Here is an 18,413-nt window from a genome sequence, read left to right on the forward strand (position 1 = left end):
ATAATATATTGAATGCACCAACAAAATCCGCACGAATAACCACATTCTGCACATATAAAAATTACCCATCTTTGACAATTTTTTAGCACTATAACCGAAAAAGAACACATCTGGCTCGTATTATGAATGATATTAAATTGTATGCCATCTTACCATTGGCTTTTGTCATCAAGCTGCCATCTAAAATCGAACAGTTTAAACCTCTGATTTCTATTTCACGCTCCTTGCCAGTAACCGTGGGAATGCGGCCTATATTATTGTTCAATCTTATCTAACAATAAAAAAAAATCCTCATGTGAAAATTCTACATGCCTTATATCGCCAGAATAAATAACGATAATTTATGGTACAATAGAATTATTCACTCAATTTTTTTTATTTTTATAATCATGCTGACTTTCATCTCATCCCCCTAATCCATTAAATTTACGCATTGTTTTCTTATAACTTATGAAAGTCATGACCATGGAAAGAAAAGCGCTCAACAGAAGATATCCAATATTCCATTCGCCTTTACCAAGCAACAATGACACAGGCAAGGAAGCAGAAAAAGCCATGGGAAGCATAAACAAAAGCCATTTTACGATGCTTAAAGGATAAATTTCTATTGGCACAAATGAAAGCTCATAAATCATTTCATGAAAATATTCGACAGGCATCTTACGGCTAATAATAAATGTTATAAAATTGAACATCAGAAAAAAACAAATATTGACAATAAAAACACAAAATATTGCAACAACAAAAGAGATCCATCTTAGCTTAAGATCAGAAATATTCGGTAATGATACAAATAAATAGGCACTAACATAAAGGACAAAGAGCTTGATCAAATTAAGAGGTTTACACCAACCAAACAACATCAACAACCAAATTGAAACGGGCTTTATCAAGTATGGTTCAATTTTACCATCCGCTACTTTTTCAAAAAACGTTTCAATAGAATTAATAAAAATATTCAAAAATATTCCAAGTAAAACAAAGACAACAAAGATAAAATGGATTTCATCTCTGCTATAGTTACCGATCTTTCCTGAAAAAGAAGATACTCTATCAATAAATATGAATTGAATAAAATAATAGCATAGAGAAAGAATAAACTCCCCAGCCAAATTCTTACCATAAACAATCTGTCGGCGGATATTCAGACTGATAAAATGAAGGATGATTTTCATCTCAACCACCTGCTCCATTATATGCTTTCATCCCTTTATTCCAAGCGATATAAATTAAGAATAAAAAACACAAAATATAAGTAAAACTTCCGAAAATAAACTGCTGAAACAACGCTAAATTTTGCGTCGCGAAAAACTCGGCAGGAGCGGATATCATGAAACGATAAGGATTAAATTGCATAAGCGGAATAAGCCACACCGGCCAAAAAGATGGTGGTAAAAGAACACCCCCAAGAAGCGCTGAACTAAGAATACTAAAAGAGAGTAATATATTGTACTCAATCACCCAAAAGCTTAATAAAGCAATTCCAAAAGAGATTAAAAAACAAAGCAATTGTGATAGAATAACAACCAGAAAAAAGAACAGAAAAGCGATGACCAATCCCAGAATATTTTCATAGGATAAAACAAGCTTAACAATAAAAAGAGCCAATAATGGGATGCTATATAATACACTCTCCCCTAAAAAAGTAAAAAGCATTTGTGTCATATAACTAAAGGGCTTTGTAAGATATACTTCTAATTGGCCTTCTTTAACATGATGAGAGAAAAACTTAATCACATTATAACCATTATTTAAGCGACCTAGGACTAAAGCAAAAGCATAATAATACATCATATCATAAAAGCTAAAGCCATTTATGGTGTTGCCCGTATCAGAGAAAAGTGCATTCCATAATAGAAGTTGAATAACAAATGGCGAAAGTGTCCCAATGATAATATCGGTAAAAAACATTGCTCTATCACTTAGAACAGTGAGTAATCCATTCTTGGCAAAAAGAAACATACCAAAGCAGTGGTTAGATAAATTCTTTAAATTTAACACGGAGCATCTCTTCAAGCGAGGGAGTGGATACAGAGAACGTACAGTTCAATTTGGTTGTAATTTCGCGTACAAAACGCGCAAAATCCTCACGGGGCAGCGAAACCTCCAGCGAGCATTCTTCAGCGTTAAAGTGCTTATCTTTTAAAGAAGTAGATAATTTCAACGCAATCTCATCAATTTTTTCTACAACAGCTGAAGGTACAGCCATGTGTTCACAAAAAAACGTTATTCTCACCAAAGAAGGAATGACATTTTTAAGCGCGTGAAGATTACCATGAAACTGTTTCTTTCCTTTATGCAAGAGAATAATATCATCAACGTATCCATCAATATCTCCCATATCATGACTTGTGATGATATACCCAGTGCCACGCTCCCTTTTCAGTTTTTTAAGAAGCTCCCTGATTTCATGCTTAGATGTAAGATCAAGACCAATACTTGGCTCATCGAGAAACAACAGTTTAGGTCTAAAGGAGAGATTAAATGCCAATTCACTTTTCACTCTCTCACCCAGACTAAGCATCCGCACTGGCTTATCCATAATATGCTCAAGACCCAGTAACTCAGCGATCTCTTTAAGATCACGGGTAAAAGAGGCGCGTTCAAGACCATATAATGGTTGAACCATATCCAGACTGTAGCGTAAGGGCAAATCCCACCATAAACAATTCTTATGACCAAAGACCACACCCAAAGACTTGAACAGATTTTTCTTCGCTTTATAAGGATCAACACCAAGGACTTTAACACATCCCTCATCAGCGTATTGTATACCAGAAAGTATTTTAATCAGTGTCGATTTACCCGCTCCGTTAGGGCCAAGAATTGCTAACGATTGCCCTGAAAAGAGGGTGAAACTCATATCTTTTAACACATGATGATTTGTATAAACCGGCTTGAGGAGAGAAAATATCTTGTTTTTAAAACCAATTCCTCTGTCAATGTTGCGATATATTTTTGAGACGTTATTAACGTCAATCAATAATGATCCCATCAGTCACTCCTCATTTCAATTTATCCCCCCTTTGAATGTTCCCATAATAAATATCTGTTTTTGTTCACTAGAAAAAACAAAAGTGTTCAAGCCCTCCCTAGAGCAATAAAACGCGCCTGACGTTTTATCTCCAATTTTTTGTCTAGATATTTTTTCAATGTGATGAGTTCACTTCAATGAAGCATTAAGATACTAAAAACTTATTTCTTCTTTTATGAAAGATAATCTTTTGGATAAACTAAGTAAGTAGAAAAATAATTGGTCATTGAAAGGAGAGCTTTGCTAAGAAGGCTTCATTGTGTAAGCAAAGATACAAAGCATAAATCTATACTATAAGCATATCAAACCACATTGATAACAAAACAAAAATCCTTGACAACAGGAATTTTTTGAGAGGCTACTTTCCCTCAGCATTACTATAAAATGCCTTCATTATTCCCCATGAAAAAACTAAAATTGCTTTCACTATTTTAGTAAATATCTTTCAGATTTTATCTAACTCATCTCCCTCAACAGACACGCCTCCCCAATATATGACCTCTGTAGATAATTCAAAGGAGCAGCTTCATAAACTCAGATTATTAAACGATACATCATATCCAAAATAACAATACAATCAATATGGATAAAGAGCTGTAGAAAGAAAGCCATGATATTCGAAAATTTCATCACTCAAAAACACAATTTTCTCATAGCTATCTTATCAAAAACTTTCTTCAAATGATGCCCTATTCATCTTATCAAATTTATAGATAAAATTTGTATCAATCAAAAAGAACAAATGAAGTTTGTTTAGTCGGTTTCAGCATCACTCTCATTAAAAGATAAAAGATTAAAACTTTGGACCATATGAGGTGGTAAAGGTGCAACAATGTCCAATATTCCTCCTGAAGGATGCGGAATACGAATACGACGTGCATGAAGATGAAGACGATTTTGAATTCCTCCTGGTAATGTCCAATTACTATCAGAAAAAAAATACTTTGTATCGCCAATGATAGGATGATCCATATGGGCTGCATGCACACGAAGCTGATGTGTTCTCCCTGTATAGGGTTCCATTTCAAGCCACGAAAGAGCCCGCCCTCGCGTATCTAAAACGCGATAGTAAGAAACCGCATGATGTGAATCTGGCTCCCCATGTTCACAAACACGCATTTTGTCACCTTGTGCAGTCATTTCCTTAACCATCCACGTTGAAATTTTGTCCTGCTTTTTTTTAGGCACGCCCCGAACCAACGCCCAATAAGTCTTTTTTGTTTCTCGCGCTCTAAAAGCAGCAGTTAAGGACTGAGCAGCTCCCCTTGATCGCGCAACAATAAGCACACCCGACGTCTCACGATCAAGACGATGAACCAAACGCGGCTTTTCACCTTTTTTATTGCGCCATACCTCAAGCATACTATCCATATGACGTGTTAAACCAGAGCCTCCTTGTACAGCCAACCCAGCTGGTTTATTAAAAACAAATACCTTTGGATCTTCATAAAGCAGCATTTTTTTCAAAACGGTCCCATCATCCTGCCCACGAAGTGTTTTATCCGTTATTGAAAGACTCTCCTTGTCATTAATAGGGAGAGGTGGAATACGAACAGCTTGCCCTATACAAAGACGCGTATCGGCTTTAACACGTCCACTATCAACCCGTATCTGACCAGAACGCAACAATTTTTGCAAAGCTCCAAAACCAAGTCCTGGATAATGCACTTTAAACCAGCGATCTAAGCGCATTCCATTTTCATCTGCCTCAACTTTTTTTATTTCTATGCCTGCCATGAAAATTCCCTTACCTGATAATTTTATTGATCTATTTTTGCGCCTTTATAAACACAAAAATTCATATTTTAGTTGGTTTTATCACACCATATTACAGTTAGTATCCAAAATTTCCTTTTCTTAACGTCCAAATTTTATTAGCTAAAAACTAAGCGTTGTAAAAATCAACAGCCTTTACGCTTAATAGCGAATGGAGATAATTAACCGTGTCCTTATTCAAAACCTATGCACGTGTTCTCACTTACCTAAATAGAGAAAAAAATGCATCCCTTTTAATCTGTACCGCTAATGTTATATTAGCTATTATCACTATTGCAGAACCTATTTTATTTGGACAAGTTATTGATTCTATTACAGACAAAACAGCTATCATCCCTACTCTTGCCATTTGGGTTTGTTTTGGACTTTCACATATTATTGCTTATGTCCTTGTTGCTCGCGGTGCTGACCGCTTAGCCCATAGACGCCGCTTAACGGTTTTAACGGAATCTTTCGAACGTATCATTGCCATGCCTTTAATTTGGCATCAACAACGTGGAACTTCCAACGCACTCCATACACTTTTGCGCGCAATAGATTCCATGTCAACCATATGGCTTGATTTTATGCGCCAACACCTCTCAACGCTTGTCGCCTTATTGGTTCTCATCCCCATCGCGTTTAATATGAATTGGCGTCTTTCAATAGTCTTGGTTGTGCTTGCCATCATTTATGTATTAATTGCACGTTTAGTGATGCGAAAAACAAAAGACGGACAAGCCGCTGTAGAATGCTATCATCATAACCTTTTTAAGCATGTCAGTGATTCAATCTCTAATGTTTCCATTGTACAAAGTTATAACCGAATAAAAGAAGAAACTTCCATACTGCATCAACATACAAATGCTCTTCTTAAAGCACAAAATCCTGTTCTCAATTGGTGGGCGCTCGCCAGTGGCTTAAATCGAATGGCTTCAACAATTTCAATCGTTTGTGTTCTTCTCCTTGGAGCTTTTTTTGTTGCAAAAGATCAATTACGAGTAGGTGAAGTCGTTGCTTTTGTTGGATTTGCACAACTCATGATTAGCCGCCTAGACCAAATGAGCAATTTTATTAATTGTGCAATATCCTCACAAGCAAAACTGCAAGAATTTTTTGAAATGGAAGACTCAACCTTTCATATCAACGAACCACAAAATCTTCCTTCCCTCCAAAATGTTAAAGGCGCCATACAATTTCATCACGTGACCTATCAATTCCCAAATTCTTCTCAAGGTGTTTTTGATATTTCCTTTGAGGTTAAAGCAGGACAAACTGTTGCAATTGTAGGGCCAACAGGGGCTGGAAAAACAACATTGATCAATCTGTTGCAGCGCGTATACGACCCTACCCTTGGGCATATCTCCATTGATGGAATAAATATATGCTCAATCAATCGCGAATCTTTACGCAAATCTCTAGCAACAGTATTTCAAGACTCGGGTCTTTTCAACCGTACTATTCATGACAATATTTCAATAGGAAAAGCGAGCGCAACAAATGAAGAACTTTATGAAGCAGCAAAAATAGCAGAAGCTCACGATTTTATTCTAAAAAAAGCTGATTGTTATAACACAATGGTGGGCGAACGAGGATCTCAATTATCAGGTGGAGAAAAACAGCGACTAGCAATTGCACGCGCTGTTTTAAAAAATGCCCCTATTCTCATTCTAGATGAAGCAACAAGCGCTCTTGATGTTGAAACAGAAGCACGTGTCAAAGATGCTCTCGATTGCATAAGCCATAACCGCACTACTTTTATTATAGCACATCGCCTCTCAACAGTACGCAATGCTGATGTGATACTCTTTCTGGATCATGGTCACTTAATGGAAAAAGGAAACTTTCAAGAATTGATCGATAAAGGGGGACGTTTCTCTAATTTTTTAAAGGCAAGTGGTTTAACAATCAAACCACCAGAAAGAGAAGGAGAAAATGTTATCCCCTTACATGAAGCCATAGCATCATAAAAACGATACTCTTCATAGATCTTATGCAAAAAATGCCTCTTCAATACAATATAGAGTGCTTATATATGATACAAGTAAAAAGATTTCTAAAAATGCCACAATCCATTTTAGGTATTTAAGAAAAATATTAAAACAGTTTAGTATTTTCTCTGCTATTGCAATTTTACTAGATTAGAACAAAAATATTTTCCTATATCTGTGCATATTGACGAGTATACATTCTCATTTAGGGAAAATGTAAAGATGTAAAGGTAAAAACAATTTCCAGTTTTACCGTCTTCTTTTAACTCAGCTTTACGAATTTCAAAACGAACTAAAGTAATATCTTTTAAATAATGAATATTATGTATTGCGTTGCACTTTTGTTTATCACTTTCTTTATAGTCCTCTCATAAAGAACAGAACATCATTGTTTTGCACATTCATATGACTTTTTTTAAGAAACATTTTTCAATGCTCTTAAGCCCATTTCACAACGACATTCGTGAGTGGTTTTGATTAATTTAACATACACAGAATTTGAAATAATAAAACCCTACGAATATTCGTAGCTCTTGTTCAAAAGATAAAACGATAAATTATCATTATAATTCAATATATTAAAGCAATTTCATCATAAATAAATTAGATGTTAATCTAAATATTTAGATTTATGTTATATTACTTTGATTTATATTGATAATTCATTACCTTATAACTTAAAATAAAGATTTATAAAGATAGGAGAATATTCCTTTCAAGACCTTTTAATAATAAACCAAAAAACTGTTTTCTTGTACATAACAAGCAAAATGAAAATAATAGCTCTAAGATACAACAACTCTTTTATAAGCCTTTTCAAGGAAAGAAATTTTATTCATTTGAAAACTAATCGAATAATGATAGCTTATAACTTTATAAGGATAATCGTATGCAATAAATCTTGTATTTTTCCTTTCATAAAAAGAGATGTTTCTTCAAAAAATCTATAAGAGCAACACAATAACTAGTCTCCCTAGTAAAAGAATACACAGCAAAGCATGAAGTGCTGCATAGTCTATCTTATCTTAAAAAGGTGATTCCTGAAACGCTTGGAAGCTATAAAGCCAAATGATAAAGTGGTGATAAAGACAAACACTGTCTTTATCTTTACAATTGTATTTTCCCCAATTACGCTGTATCTGCATTTCAGAAATACACCAGACAGATATTCATGATACATAGATGCCAACCCAATATAACAATGTAAAAAACACCTATGCAGAATGATTTAATTTAATTTTTTTCAAGAAAATCTTTTAGTGCCGCAAATGCCTCATCAGCTTTGTTCCCCTCAGGACCACCAGCCTGCGCCATATCAGGACGGCCACCTCCACCTTTACCACCAAGCATCGCTGAAAGAATACGAACGAGATCTACAGCATTTAATTTATCCGTTAAATCATCCGTAACACCGACAACAGCACTCCCTTTTCCATCCTCCGAGACACTAATAAAAGCAACCACTCCAGATCCAATTTGTTTTTTCTCAGAATCGACGAGCGCCTTAAGATCCCGTGGTAAAATATTTTTAACAACGCGTCCGGTAAAAGAAAACCCATTGATGATGATAATATCATCTTGGCTCCTTTCTGTTACTCCACCACTCAACATCATTTTCTTGCGTACATCATTCAATTCTTTTTCAAGTTTACGACGATCATCAAGCAAAATTCGCACCCGTTCTTCCACACCAGCAGAAGAAGTTTTTAAAAGATCAGCGATTTCATGAATACGTTCATCTTGGCGGCTAAGATAAAGACGTGCTTCTTTGCCTGTTAAAGCTTCAATACGCCGCACTCCAGCTGAAACAGAACTTTCAGAAACAATATGAATTAAACCAATATCACCTGTTCGCTCCACATGTGTCCCTCCACAAAGCTCAATTGACCAACGCTTTTTTAATCTTTCCTGTTCAAGTGGCTCCCCCATAGAAACAACGCGAACTTCATCACCATATTTTTCACCAAACAATGCCATGGCTCCTTCAGAAATGGCATCATCTACAGCCATGAGGCGCGTTATTACTTTACTATTTTGCAAAATAATCTCATTGGCTAAATCTTCTATTTTTTTCAACTCTTTTGGTGAAACGGATTTTGGATGGGAAAAATCAAAACGCAACCGATCTGGCGATACAAGAGAACCCTTTTGTGTAACATGGTCCCCCAATGTTTGGCGTAAAGCTTCGTGTAACAAATGAGTAGCAGAGTGATTCGCACGAATTTTCTTACGACGAACAATGTCAACCGTTAATTCTACACAATCAGACCTCGATGCCTGACCAGATTTCACCTCCCCAATATGGATAAAAACACCATCACCCTTTCTTTGGGTATCATGCACCTTAAAAATAAAATTTTCACCAGAAATGATACCGCTATCACCAATTTGCCCACCAGATTCACCATAAAAAGGTGTCTGATTAACAACAAGCATAGCTTTCTGATCTGAAGAAATATGATCAACAATTTTACCATCACATACAAGAGCTGTAAGAATACCTTTCGCTGTCTCAGTTTCATAACCTAAAAACTCTGTGGCCCCCACTTGATCACGAACAGAAAACCAGACCTTCTCTGTTACAGCTTCTCCAGAACCAGACCAATTGGCACGTGCTTCCTCTTTTTGGCGTTCCATCGCTTTATCAAAAGCACCAACGTCAACAGATATTCCGCGACGACGAAGAACATCTTGCGTCAAATCAAGCGGAAAACCATAGGTATCATAAAGTTTGAAAGCAACTTCACCATTCAAATAGTCCCCTTCTTTAAGATCGGTACTTGCTTCGTTCAACAAACCAAGTCCTCGTTCAAGCGTTTTACGAAAACGTATTTCTTCTAACCTTAAAGTTTCTGAAATCAAAGATTCAGCACGCACCAACTCAGGATAGGCTTGTTCCATTTCGCGAATTAAAGCAGGCAAAAGTCGCCACATTAAGGGCTCTTTAGCACCAAGAAGATGCGCATGACGCATAGCACGACGCATAATACGACGTAAAACATATCCTCTTCCTTCATTAGAAGGAAGCACACCATCAGCAATCAAAAATGCAGATGAGCGAAGATGATCAGCAATGACACGATGGCTGGCAATAAAATCACCCTTTGCCTCAATCCCTGTAATTTCTTCTGATGCAGCAATTAATGCACGAAAAAGATCAATGTCATAATTATCATGAACGCCCTGTAAAACAGCAGCAATACGCTCTAATCCCATGCCTGTATCAATAGAAGGGTGAGGTAAGTTAACACGTTCTTCCTTGGAAACTTGCTCATACTGCATAAAAACAAGATTCCAAATCTCAATAAAGCGATCCCCATCTTCATTAGCACTTCCAGGAGGACCGCCCCATATTTCATCACCATGATCATAAAAAATCTCCGAACAAGGCCCACAAGGGCCTGTTTCTCCCATCGACCAAAAATTATCAACCGTCGCAATACGGACAATTTTTTCATCTGGAAGACCAGAAATTTTACGCCACAGTTCAGCAGCAACATCATCACTCTGATAAACTGTCACCAACAATTTATCTTTTGGCAGGCAAAATTCCTTTGTTAAAAGATTCCATGATAAAAAAATGGCTTCTTCTTTGAAATAATCACCAAAAGAAAAATTACCCAACATTTCAAAAAATGTATGATGGCGTGCCGTATAACCAACATTATCAAGATCATTATGCTTTCCACCCGCACGAACACATTTTTGTGCCGTTGTTGCCTGCGTATAAGAAGGTTGTTCAAGTCCAGTAAAAACATTTTTAAACTGCACCATCCCTGCATTTGTAAACATAAGTGTAGGATCATTCCGCGGAACAAGCGGACTAGAAGAAAGAACTTTATGCCCATTACGATGAAAATAATCCAAAAATGTTGACCGAATATTATTAACACTATTCATGTTGACACCTGCTCAATACAGCACAAAACCATAAAAGAAAAATCCCCCCTCATTAAATCCTCTTCGCCACGCATGGAGTCAATTTAATCAAAAATGGAATATTTGTTTTAAAAAATTGAGAAAAAAATGACTGCGTATTTAAAAACTCAAACAAAAAAACAGGAAAATCTTAAAGAAAAAAATTATAGACGAAAAAAACGCCCCATCAAATGGCTTCATCACTTTCTATATTTTCTGACCCTGCATTTTCTAACAATTCAATCGCAATCAAACCAGCATTTTGGCGCAAAGCTGCTTCAATCTCTGTAGCTATTTCCACATGTTCACGTAAAAACTGCTTTGCATTCTCACGCCCCTGCCCTAAACGCTGAGAATTATAAGAAAACCATGCACCAGATTTTTCCACAACACCAACCTTGACACCCAAATCAATCAACTCACCTACTTTGGAAATACCTTCACCATAAATAATATCAAACTCAACCTGTTTGAATGGAGGTGCCAATTTATTTTTCACCACTTTAACGCGCGTCTGATTACCAACGATTGAATCCCTATCTTTAATGGATCCAATGCGACGAATATCTAAACGAACAGAAGCATAAAACTTTAAAGCGTTTCCACCCGTTGTCGTTTCAGGAGAACCAAACATCACACCAATTTTCATGCGAATTTGATTAATAAAAACAACCATACAGTTAGAGCGAAAAATTGCTGCGGTTAATTTTCGTAACGCTTTACTCATTAACCGAGCTTGCAATCCGGGCAAAGCATCACCCATTTCACCGTCAATTTCTGCTCGCGGTGTTAAAGCTGCGACAGAATCCACAACAAGCACATCAACGGCACCAGAACGAACCAACGTTTCTGTAATTTCCAATGCCTGTTCACCGGTATCTGGCTGAGAAATGAACAAGTTTTCTAAATCAACACCAAGCTTACGCGCATAAATAGGATCAAGCGCATGCTCTGCATCAATAAAAGCACAAATCCCACCACCTTTCTGTGCCTCAGCAATAGCATGGAGAGCCAATGTTGTTTTCCCAGAACTTTCTGGTCCATAAATCTCAACTATACGCCCCTTCGGTAATCCACCAATCCCTAAAGCAATATCCAAGGATAACGATCCTGTTGGAATTGTTTCAATTTCAACAACTTGCTCTTTTTGCCCAAGACGCATAATCGAGCCTTTACCAAAAGAACGTTCAATTTGTGAGAGAGCAGCATCGAGAGCTTTTGTTTTATCCACGATTATATCCTTGACCGAATTCATAATAACCTAAAACTTTAGTGTACACTGTACTTTTAATTTAACTAAAGGTTTGAGTTTAGAGTTTCACAGACTATTTCCATTCCTATCTCCACATTATGTCCATAAACATTCATGACCATCACAATAAAGAATTGGCATTGCTTATCTTATGACACATAATAAACTCCAATAAAGTAATATCTCTATGGGAGCATAGTTAACATATTTATATCTCTCTAGAAAAGGAACAATTTAATTTTAAACACAATGTTCTACAACCCTTCTGCTTATCCCTTTGATTAAATACTTGAGAGACTAAGAATTCTCCCGCTATTGATCACACAAAAAACGCATCATCAATCAACCTCATACCCTATTGCATCGAAGAACAAAACGCTATTGTGTTGCATATTCATGCACTTGATTTAAGAAACATCTCTCAAAACTTCCAAGCTCATTTTGTGACAACACCTATGAATGTGGTATACTGCAAAACCCTTTAGGCACCACCATCTTTACTCTATAGAAGGAGCAAGCCGGCACCATCACACTATTTATCATCCTCCAATATTGCAACAGCTTTCGGTACTTGAGACAATTCATAAGAGGGATTTTTAGTCCTTTCTTGTACAGTTTTTATCACACGCTAATCCTGCTTGTAACATGCAAGCGAATAACTTGATTGCTTCAACAAATAACAGACTTGGGATGAGAGAAATTTACGGTATTTGAAACTTTCATTCAACTTACGAAACAGTTAATTATCATTATAAGTCAATATATTATTTAATAAAACCAAAAAAAATAAAGCAGCTTAAAAGTTGAATGATATATTTAAATTTGAAAAAATATGCACTTTTGAAGATATCAAAAAAATCTCTACAAGCAATGCAATAAATTGTTTAAAATATAAGCTAAATTTCTCATACAATAACATAAGAGATCAATAAAAAACGTATTTCAACTCAAATTTTATTTTGATCTTTACGTTTTTTGCGCAACTGTTGCCACCACTCAAGACGTTTCACAATTTCACGCTCAAAACCACGCTCAACTGGTTTATAATAACTCTGACGTCCAAGTTTTTCGGGAAAATATTCTTGTCCTGAAAAAGCATCTGGTTCATCATGGTCATAACAATAACCACTTCCATACCCTTCTTCCTTCATAAATTTCGTAGGAGCATTAAGAATATGCTTAGGAGGTGGTAAAGAGCCATTTTTGCGTGCACAACGCAGTGCTGCTTTATACGCAAGATATGCTGCATTTGACTTTGGCGCAGTTGCAACATAAAGACATGCTTGCGCCAAGGCCAACTCTCCTTCTGGTGATCCTAAATAATCATAGGCATCTTTTGCTGCATTACAAATGACAAGAGCTTGAGGATCCGCCAAACCAATATCTTCAACGGCCATACGAACCAATCTTCGCCCAATATAGAGAGGATCTTCACCAGCATCCAACATACGTGCCAAATAATAAAGCGCAGCATCAGGATCAGATCCACGAACGGATTTATGCAACGCTGAAATGAGATTATAATGCCCATCTCGTCCTTTATCATAAATAGGCGCACGACGCTGAATAACTTTTTGCAAAGCAACAACATCAAGAATCTCTCCCAATGGCGCAATAGACCAAACTTCCTCTGCCAATGTTAACGCAACCCGCGCATCACCATCAGACATCTCTATCAAAACGTCTCTGGCATCATTATCCAAGGGAAGAGTTTTTCCCTCCACTTCTTCAGCACGCCTCAAAAGCATGTCCAAACTTTCATGATCATGAGAAAGAAATGTTAAAACACGTGCACGCGAAAGAAGGGCAGCATTCAGTTCAAAAGAAGGATTTTCGGTTGTTGCACCTATAAGTACCACAGTACCCTCTTCCATCACAGAAAGAAAACTATCCTGCTGTGCACGATTAAACCGATGAATTTCATCAACAAAGAGAAGTGTTTTATCCCCAGATATAAAACGCCTCTGCGCAACTTCAAAAATCTTTTTAAGTTCAGAAACTCCTGTAAAAATAGCAGAAATCTGTTCAAACGCGAAATTTGTTTCAAGGGCTAACAAACGTGCAACGGTCGTTTTTCCCGTCCCTGGAGGTCCCCAAAAAATCATCGATCCAATTGAGCCTGTTGCCGCCATACGTGAAAGCAAACCATCCTCTCCAATCAAATGCTTTTGTCCCACAACATCATTGAGAGAACAAGGGCGCATTCTTTCTGCAAGTGGCTGATTTTTATTAACTTGAAAATCAAACGACGAAGTAAAAAAATCTTTCTTCAAAAAAAACCTCAACGAATAAATTGGCGAATATACATACCATCACGTTCATATTCCAATTGCCACATATTTGAGCGACCTTGCATAAGAACCTTTTTCAACTGATGAACTGTTTGAATTTTATGGCCATTTACAACACGTAGAATATCTCCTGACTGAAAAATTCCAGCTGCATTGCTCATTTCCTCAAGATTGGTAATCACAACCCCTTTTGCAGATATAGGAAGATGAAAACGTCGACTATTTTGCGGTGTTAAATCTAACACCTCAGCACCAGCAAGAGGACTGTCACCCGTAATTTTTTCAGATTTTAAAAATGCAGTTTCTGATATTGATGAAACTGTTATTTGTGTTTTTAAAGTTTTTCCACTTCGTAAATATTCCAAGGCAAGACTATGCTCAACGTCAGCTGTCATCAAACGATAACCAAGACTATCTGGACTGTCAACGCGTACCCCCTGCACACTCAAAATAACATCACCTACTTTCAATCCAGCTTTTTCAGCAGGACTATCTTTGATAACTTCAATAATCAGAGCACCATAGGGACGTTCTAAACCTAAACCACCAGCAATATCAGCTGTAACATTTTGAAAAGAAGCCCCAATATAAGGCGGCACAAAATATTTTCCACCGCGTTTAACAGTATCAAGCATCACTTTTACAAGATTAACTGGAATAGCAAAACCAATCCCTACAGAACCACCGGAACGCGAATAGATAGCCGTATTAATTCCGATTAACTGACCTTTCATATCAATTAAAGCGCCACCAGAATTCCCTGGATTAATGGCTGCGTCTGTTTGAATAAAAAAGTCAAAATCAGAAATCCCAACACGTGTACGCGCTTGCGCTGAAACAATACCACTTGTAACTGTTTGACCAACACCAAAGGGATTACCAATAGCAAGAACAAGATCACCAACTTCAACAGTATCAGAATTTCCCAAAGAAAGAGCCGGAAATTGAGCATCTTTTTCCTTAACTTCAAGAATTGCAATATCAGTTGCTTCATCTTTGAGCACGACCTTACTCTCAAACTCCCGTCCATCAGAAAAAGCCACTTTAATTTCGCTTGCATCTTTAATGACGTGGTAATTTGTAACGATCAAACCACGTGCATCAACAATCACCCCTGATCCTAATGACGATTGCTTACGAACAGGAAATTTATTTTGAAAACGACCAAAAAATTGCTCAAAAAATGGATCGCCTTCAAAAGGTGATCGAGCTCTAATTTGTCGAGCTGCATAAATATTTACAACAGATGGAACTGTCTTTTTAACTAAAGGAGCAAATGAAAGGGTGATTTCTGTTTGTGTTTGAGGAACATGAGCATATACATGATCAAATGATATCTGCATCATAATTGCAAAAAAAATCCGCACCCAAAAAGAATACCTCATAATCCACTCCTTATAAAATCAGCACATTCTGTTGAAGATTAATAGAATAAAAAAACGTATCCCCGCAAATTAAGGACCTCTATTAATATTTCATAATAGAGAATAAAAACAACCTATTTGAACAATAAATATTATAAAAATAAGATAATTCAATATTCTATAATTTTCTCTCTGCACCTATTTCTCAACTAAAACAAACTTAAAAATGCTCACAAAAAAACCGCCCAAGACAAGGCGGCCTTTAAAAATCCAACAGAATAAAAAACTCTACGAAGATGTTCCCTTTTCATTCTCAGAAGCTTCCATGCGAGCACGATCCCCAGCACCCTTCGCTTCAACATCACGATCAACAAATTCTATAACAGCCATGGGCGCATTATCACCGGTACGAAACCCCGCTTTCATAATACGCAAATACCCACCGTTGCGTGATGCATAACGTGGCGCAAGCGTATCAAATAATTTTGCAACCTTTCCTGCATCACGAAGTGCTGCAATAGCTTGCCGACGCGCATGCAAACCACCACGCTTACCAAGAGTAACGAGTTTTTCAACAATAGGACGAATTTCTTTAGCCTTTGGAAGCGTTGTCACAATCTGCTCATGCTCGATCAACGAAGTTGCCATATTTGCAAACATCGCTTTACGGTGACTGGCAGTACGGTTCAACTTGCGTCCTGACTTACTATGGCGCATAAGCCCTCTCCTTAAATTCTAATTTTAATATTGATCTTCATAACGTTTTGCAAGATCATCAATGTTTTCAGGCGGCCACGCAGGAATCTCCATCCCAAGATGTAAACCCATACACGCCAAAACTTCTTTAATCTCATTCAACGATTTGCGACCAAAATTCGGTGTCCGAAGCATTTCAGATTCTGTTTTTTGAATCAGATCACCAATATAAACAATATTATCATTCTTAAGACAGTTTGCCGAACGAACTGAAAGTTCTAATTCATCCACTTTTTTGAGAAGTGCAGGATTAAAAGAAAGCTCAGAATCAGCCTCTTCAACAGGCTCCTTCTGTGGCTCTTCAAAGTTAATAAATAACGATAATTGATCCTGAAGAATGCGTGCTGCAAAAGCAACAGCATCCTCACCATTAACAGCACCGTTTGTTTCAATCGTGAGCGTTAATTTATCATAATCGAGAACTTGACCTTCGCGTGTATTTTCTACTTTATAAGATACCTTACGGATAGGTGAATAAAGACTATCAATTGGAATAAGCCCTATACGTGCATCATCAACACAATTACGATCAGATGGCACATACCCCTTTCCTGTGTTGACAATAAATTCCATACGAATTTCAGCTTCTTCATCAAGAGTACAAATAACATGATCTGGATTTAGAATTTCCATATCCCCAACTGTACTGATATCTCCCGCTTTCACGACACCAGGCCCCTCTTTATAAACGACGACACGTTTAGGCCCTTCTTCTTCCATACGAAGCGCAATTTCTTTTATATTCAGAATAATATCCGTAACATCCTCACGCACACCTGGAATCGATGAAAATTCGTGCAAAACACCGTCAATCTGCACAGCAGTAATAGCAGCACCACGAAGCGAAGATAACAAAACGCGACGAAGCGCATTTCCTAACGTTAAACCAAAACCACGCTCAAGAGGTTCAGCAATCACACTTATAATATTTGGATTATCATGTGCACATGATTCAACCTTATTGGGTTTAATAAGTTCCTGCCAGTTTTTCTGGATCATATTTTTATTCCCGTTCTTTAGTTCCGTTACCATTCAATCGTAACGACCAATGTGAACATCAGAGAAATCTCCGACAACAAAAAACAACACCCAATTAAACACGCCGCCTTTTCCGCGGACGACATCCATTATGAGGAATTGGTGTTACATCGCGAATAGAAGTAATGACAAAACCAACAGATTGCAATGCACGTAAAGCAGATTCACGCCCTGATCCAGGTCCACAAACTTCAACTTCCAAAGAACGCATACCATGCTCTTGCGCTTTTCTTGCACAATCCTCCGCAGCAACTTGAGCAGCAAAAGGTGTCGATTTACGCGCACCTTTAAACCCCTGAGCTCCCGCAGATGACCAAGCAATTGCATTACCCTGAGCATCAGTAATAGTAATCATTGTGTTATTAAATGTTGAATTAATATGCACAACACCCGATGAAATATTTTTACGTTCGCGACGACGAACACGTGTGGCTTCCTTGGCCATAATTTCCCTTTCAACGATCTCATCACTGCCGTAACATCAGCAGCTCCACCTTTTTTCCTTGTCAAAAAAAATCAAACAAGAAAAAGAATATATAAAAAACCTCCCACAAAGGCCCTTATTTCTTCTTACCGGCGATTGCCTTAGCCGGACCTTTACGTGTACGGGCATTCGTATGTGTACGCTGTCCTCGGACAGGCAAAGACCGGCGATGACGCAATCCTCGATAACAACCAAGATCCATCAAACGCTTAACATTCATAGCAACCTCACGACGAAGATCACCTTCAACTTGATACCCCTGATCTATTGCCTCACGAATCTGCAGCACCTCAGCATCTGAAAGCTCATGCACACGACGCCCCAAAGGAATGCCAACTCTTTCAATAATTTCTTGAGCAAATTTTGGTCCAATCCCGTGGATATATTGAAGCGCAATAATTACACGCTTATTTGTCGGGATATTGACGCCAGCAATACGAGCCACGCCTACTCTCCTTAGTTATTTTGACAAATTGTTATAAAATACCTGATATACTTTACAGAAAAAAATAGACTCAGAAAAAAAATTC

The 18,413-nt window shown here is 37.4% G+C and carries 13 protein-coding genes; 1 reads left to right on the top strand and 12 read right to left on the bottom strand.

The window, feature by feature from the left end; translation table 11 throughout:
- Positions 1 to 404 precede the first annotated feature (404 nt).
- From ACFIL8_RS01855 to ACFIL8_RS01870, 4 genes are all read right to left on the bottom strand, one after another.
- The gene (locus ACFIL8_RS01855; protein ID WP_375638235.1) at positions 405 to 1,193 is read right to left on the bottom strand and encodes an ABC-2 family transporter protein; all 789 of its coding nucleotides are present in this window, start codon (positions 1,191 to 1,193) and stop codon (positions 405 to 407) included.
- Positions 1,177 to 2,001, bottom strand: a complete 825-nt coding sequence (locus tag ACFIL8_RS01860) for an ABC-2 family transporter protein (RefSeq protein WP_375629019.1) — start codon at positions 1,999 to 2,001, stop codon at positions 1,177 to 1,179. Before ACFIL8_RS01860 ends, ACFIL8_RS01855 begins: the two co-directional genes overlap by 17 nt.
- Positions 1,976 to 2,995: an ATP-binding cassette domain-containing protein gene (locus ACFIL8_RS01865; RefSeq protein ID WP_375638236.1), complete on the bottom strand. Its 1,020-nt coding sequence runs from the start codon at positions 2,993 to 2,995 to the stop codon at positions 1,976 to 1,978. The genes ACFIL8_RS01860 and ACFIL8_RS01865 overlap by 26 nt, the downstream gene beginning before the upstream one ends.
- A gap of 792 nt (positions 2,996 to 3,787) precedes the next feature.
- On the bottom strand, positions 3,788 to 4,771 hold the full coding sequence (locus tag ACFIL8_RS01870; RefSeq protein ID WP_375632409.1) for an RluA family pseudouridine synthase: 984 nt from the start codon (positions 4,769 to 4,771) through the stop codon (positions 3,788 to 3,790).
- 206 nt (positions 4,772 to 4,977) lie between these two features.
- Here ACFIL8_RS01870 and ACFIL8_RS01875 point away from each other — a divergent pair, with 206 nt between their 5' ends.
- Positions 4,978 to 6,759, top strand: a complete 1,782-nt coding sequence (locus ACFIL8_RS01875; RefSeq protein WP_375629013.1) for a glucan ABC transporter ATP-binding protein/ permease — start codon at positions 4,978 to 4,980, stop codon at positions 6,757 to 6,759.
- A 1,254-nt stretch (positions 6,760 to 8,013) separates the two neighbouring features.
- On the opposite strand, the gene alaS is transcribed toward ACFIL8_RS01875, so the two are convergent.
- The 8 genes from alaS to rpsM form a co-directional block, all read right to left on the bottom strand.
- Entirely contained in the window at positions 8,014 to 10,680 is a 2,667-nt protein-coding gene (gene alaS, locus ACFIL8_RS01880; RefSeq protein WP_375688802.1) for an alanine--tRNA ligase, read from the bottom strand.
- A 205-nt stretch (positions 10,681 to 10,885) separates the two neighbouring features.
- Positions 10,886 to 11,929: a recombinase RecA gene (gene recA, locus ACFIL8_RS01885; RefSeq protein ID WP_273791424.1), complete on the bottom strand. Its 1,044-nt coding sequence runs from the start codon at positions 11,927 to 11,929 to the stop codon at positions 10,886 to 10,888.
- A 968-nt stretch (positions 11,930 to 12,897) separates the two neighbouring features.
- Complete coding sequence (locus ACFIL8_RS01890) at positions 12,898 to 14,223, bottom strand: replication-associated recombination protein A (RefSeq protein WP_375688804.1); 1,326 nt, start codon at positions 14,221 to 14,223, stop codon at positions 12,898 to 12,900.
- Between the two features lie 8 nt (positions 14,224 to 14,231).
- A complete protein-coding gene (locus ACFIL8_RS01895; RefSeq protein WP_375613138.1) occupies positions 14,232 to 15,626 on the bottom strand; it encodes a DegQ family serine endoprotease in 1,395 nt (464 codons plus the stop codon).
- 267 nt (positions 15,627 to 15,893) lie between these two features.
- Positions 15,894 to 16,322, bottom strand: coding sequence for a 50S ribosomal protein L17 (gene rplQ, locus ACFIL8_RS01900; protein WP_273791421.1), 429 nt, complete (start codon positions 16,320 to 16,322; stop codon positions 15,894 to 15,896).
- A gap of 24 nt (positions 16,323 to 16,346) precedes the next feature.
- A complete protein-coding gene (locus ACFIL8_RS01905; protein ID WP_375611485.1) occupies positions 16,347 to 17,360 on the bottom strand; it encodes a DNA-directed RNA polymerase subunit alpha in 1,014 nt (337 codons plus the stop codon).
- Positions 17,361 to 17,454: 94 nt separating this feature from the next.
- On the bottom strand, positions 17,455 to 17,844 hold the full coding sequence (gene rpsK, locus ACFIL8_RS01910) for a 30S ribosomal protein S11 (RefSeq protein ID WP_007347762.1): 390 nt from the start codon (positions 17,842 to 17,844) through the stop codon (positions 17,455 to 17,457).
- A 115-nt stretch (positions 17,845 to 17,959) separates the two neighbouring features.
- A complete protein-coding gene (rpsM, locus tag ACFIL8_RS01915) occupies positions 17,960 to 18,328 on the bottom strand; it encodes a 30S ribosomal protein S13 (protein WP_026500557.1) in 369 nt (122 codons plus the stop codon).
- Between the last annotated feature and the right edge of the window lie 85 nt (positions 18,329 to 18,413).

This window comes from Bartonella sp. AP57NXGY (genome assembly GCF_042195805.1).
Classification (GTDB): Bacteria; Pseudomonadota; Alphaproteobacteria; order Rhizobiales; family Rhizobiaceae; genus Bartonella.